Source organism: Variovorax sp. P4_D9 (genome assembly GCF_056401695.1).
In genome coordinates this window covers 1-3000 of sequence record NZ_JBFUIU010000983.1, presented here as the reverse complement: position 1 = coordinate 3000, position 3000 = coordinate 1, and the positions used below count along the sequence as shown (strand labels likewise).

The window sequence follows — 3000 nt, the reverse complement described above, 5'->3', positions numbered from 1 at the left end:
GCGAATGGCAGCGCGCCAGGCCAACGCCGACCTCGCCAAGGAGCAAAAGTTCCGTGCTGGCGAAGCGGAGGTCGCTCGCGCCGCCCTGACCGCTGCCCACAAGGCGCTACAGGACGAGGAAACCGCGCACCGCGACGCCGCGGCCACCTGGGCGCACCACCAACAAGAGGCCCAGGTCGAACTAGCGACCCTGCGGGAGCGCGTCGCCGGCGCGGAGCAGCGGGCGACCGACCTCGCCTCCCAGGTACATCGGCAGCATGAACAATTCGAGCGTGAGATATCCCAGTTGCGAGAGAGCCAGGCAACGACCGGCGCCGCGGGGAGCCAGCACAGGGCCCGCCGCAAGGCAGTCAAGAAGCCCCAGACGAAATTGGCGAAGCCAACTGGCCGATAAGGGCGGATTATGGTGCCCTACCGCAAGGAATGCGTTAGACACCAATGTATTGCTCGTAAATCATACGAGTAAGGGGGGCCGAGCGCACCTTCTGCGCGCAATGTGGCCTGTTCGGCCCACCGCATGCCATGCGTCGTGTGTGCAGGTGTCCGGTACTTCTCTGCCGCTCGGTGAACTCACGCAGTGAGGCTGGTGGCAGTCATTTCGAGGGCCAAGGAGTCTCAGCATCGACGGCCAGCTTAGGTATTGCAGACATCCCTCGTCGCTGGCGCGCCACCACGAAATTTCTTGAGCAGCAAATAAAGCGCAGCCGTCGCCACCGGGTCTCGAAGTCGAATGTCGGCTGCTCGAAGACTGAAATCGCGCAGTCCCAAATGGCTATGCGCGAGACGCTCTGGCCGGGCCAAGAGCGAACAGTTCATTGTTTTGCAAAGTGCGCCAGCGCATAGTCCACAAAGGCTTTCAGCTTGGCTGGCTGCTGCTTCCTGCTCGGGTAGTACAGATAGAACCCGGGGAAGGTCGGCGAAAACTCGCTCAGCACTCGCTTCAACTTCTTGACGCGAATGTGCGGTAGCGCGAGTTGCTCGAACGTGTATGCAAGCCCGAGCCCGTCCGTGGCGGCCTCGATGGAGAACAGGGAGTCGCTGATCGTCAGATTGCCGCCGACCTCAAACTCGACGAGTCGGCCGTCGACCTCAAGCTCCCATTTGTAGATGGCCCCGCTGCCCGAAAACCTGAAACGCACGCAGCTGTGATCCACCAACTCCGCAGGACGGCGCGGCGCAGGGTGCCGCTTGAAATAGGCCGGGGAGCCGACGATGGCCACCGAGACGGGCCCTCCCAGCGGCACCGCTACCATGTCCTTCTGGACACTCTCTCCCAAGCGAACCCCGGCGTCGAACCCTCGCTCGACGATGTCGACATAGCCTTCGTCATTGGACAGCTCGATATGCACGCTCGGATGGGCCTTCAGAAAGCCCGCCAACAGCGGCTGCAGCACCATCGCAATCGAGATACGCGCAGCGTTGATGCGAAGCACGCCCGAAGGTCGGCCCTGAAGCGCATGAAGCTGTTCTCCTGCCTCCAGCACATCACCCAGCGCCGGCCCGATCCGTGACAGATAGGCCTCGCCGGCCTCGGTCAGGCTGACGCTGCGGGTGGTCCGGTTCAGCAGCCGGACGCCAAGTCGAGTTTCCAGCTGGCGAATTGCCTGGCTGAGCGCCGAAGGCGAAACCTCCAGCGCCGCCGCGGCAGCGGAGAAGCCACGGTGCTCGGCCACTCGCCAGAAGGCGACCAATCCATCGAGCTGGTTCAGTTTCATGTCTTGAAGCTTAGCTTCATAAGGTGTGCAGCGTTATGGCATTTTTCTTTTCAGTCAGCCTGCCTACATTCAGGCATCGAAACGGAGAACCCATGACTGACAAGCAAATCTGGTTCATCACCGGTGCAGGGCGAGGCCTGGGTGTGGACATCGCCAAGGCAGCTCTGGATGCCGGCCACGCCGTCGTTGCCACCGGCCGCGACCCCGCGAAAGTGACGGCGGCGATTGGTGCCCACGCCGACCTCTTGAGCGTCAAGCTCGACGTCACGAGCCCTGAGGACGCCCAGGCTGCGGTTCAGGCGGCTGTCGAAAGGTTCGGCTGCATCGACGTGCTGGTCAACAACGCGGGCAACTTCTACGCCGGGTTCTTCGAGGAACTCAGCCCCGAGCAAGTCCGCCAGCAAATCGAGACGCTGCTGTTCGGCCCGATGAACGTCGCCCGCGCGGCCCTGCCTGTGCTGCGCAAGCAGCGTTCCGGTCTGCTGCTCACCATTTCCTCGACTGCGGGCATCAGCGGAGGCATGTTCTGCACCGCCTACGCGGCCGCGAAGTTCGGCATCGAAGGCTGGATGGAGTCGCTCGCCCCGGAGATTGCCCCCTTTGGCATCCGCACGATGCTGGTCGAGCCCGGCTTCTTCCGAACTGAACTGTTGACCGCCGGCTCCACGACCTACGCAGCGCCAACCATCGCCGACTACGGCGAGCGGAGCCAAGCGACCATTGCGGCATGGAGCAGCATGGATGGCAAGCAAGGCGGTGATCCCGCCAAGCTCGCCGACGCCATCGTTCAACTCGCCGGCCTGGACGAACCGCCGGCGCGATTTGCCGGCGGCGCCGACGCCGTACAGACTTTCGAAGCCAAGGCCAAGACCTTGCTGGCACAGGCCGATGCACACCGCGAACTGTCGTCCTCCCTGACCCACGACCAGGCCTGAGGCCCGAAGTAAGCCCCCGCTCCAATCTGAGGAGAACCATCATGAGCACGCTTCACGTCAATGGTCGCGAACAAACGGTCGACGTCGACCCGGCCACGCCCATCCTCTGGGCCCTGCGCGACACGCTGGGCATGACTGGCACCAAGTTCGGCTGCGGCGCTGCGCTGTGCGGTGCTTGCACCGTGCATCTGGACGGGCAGGCCGTCCGCTCCTGCGTCACACCGATCTCGGCCGCCGAAGGCAAGAAGGTTCGCACCATCGAAGCCACGACCGATGGCAGCGACAAGGTCGGCGCTGCGGTGCATGCCGCATGGGTCAAGCATGACGTGGCGCAGTGCGGCTACGGCTAC

General features: G+C 63.6%; 3 protein-coding genes and 1 pseudogene. 3 read left to right on the top strand and 1 reads right to left on the bottom strand.

What is annotated here, in order from left to right:
* Nucleotides 1–394: pseudogene (locus AC1DY5_RS49495) on the top strand (hypothetical protein); the annotation flags it as partial.
* Between the two features lie 418 nt (nucleotides 395–812).
* Here AC1DY5_RS49495 and AC1DY5_RS49490 read toward each other — a convergent pair.
* Nucleotides 813–1715 carry a LysR family transcriptional regulator gene (locus AC1DY5_RS49490; RefSeq protein WP_478121647.1) on the bottom strand — a complete coding sequence of 301 codons (903 nt, stop codon included), beginning with the start codon at nucleotides 1713–1715 and terminating at the stop codon, nucleotides 813–815.
* A gap of 92 nt (nucleotides 1716–1807) precedes the next feature.
* Here AC1DY5_RS49490 and AC1DY5_RS49485 point away from each other — a divergent pair, with 92 nt between their 5' ends.
* Together AC1DY5_RS49485 and AC1DY5_RS49480 are read left to right on the top strand one after the other, a co-directional pair.
* The gene (locus AC1DY5_RS49485) at nucleotides 1808–2650 is read left to right on the top strand and encodes an SDR family oxidoreductase (RefSeq protein ID WP_478121646.1); all 843 of its coding nucleotides are present in this window, start codon (nucleotides 1808–1810) and stop codon (nucleotides 2648–2650) included.
* 41 nt (nucleotides 2651–2691) lie between these two features.
* On the top strand, nucleotides 2692–3000 hold a 309-nt coding region (locus AC1DY5_RS49480; RefSeq protein ID WP_478121645.1), incomplete at its 3' end, for a (2Fe-2S)-binding protein.

Bases quoted from the DNA above. Each gene is read 5' to 3' on its own strand.
- AC1DY5_RS49490 (WP_478121647.1), bottom strand. From the start codon at position 1,715: ATGAAACTGAACCAGCTCGATGGATTGGTCGCCTTCTGGCGAGTGGCC.
- AC1DY5_RS49485 (WP_478121646.1), top strand. From the start codon at position 1,808: ATGACTGACAAGCAAATCTGGTTCATCACCGGTGCAGGGCGAGGCCTG.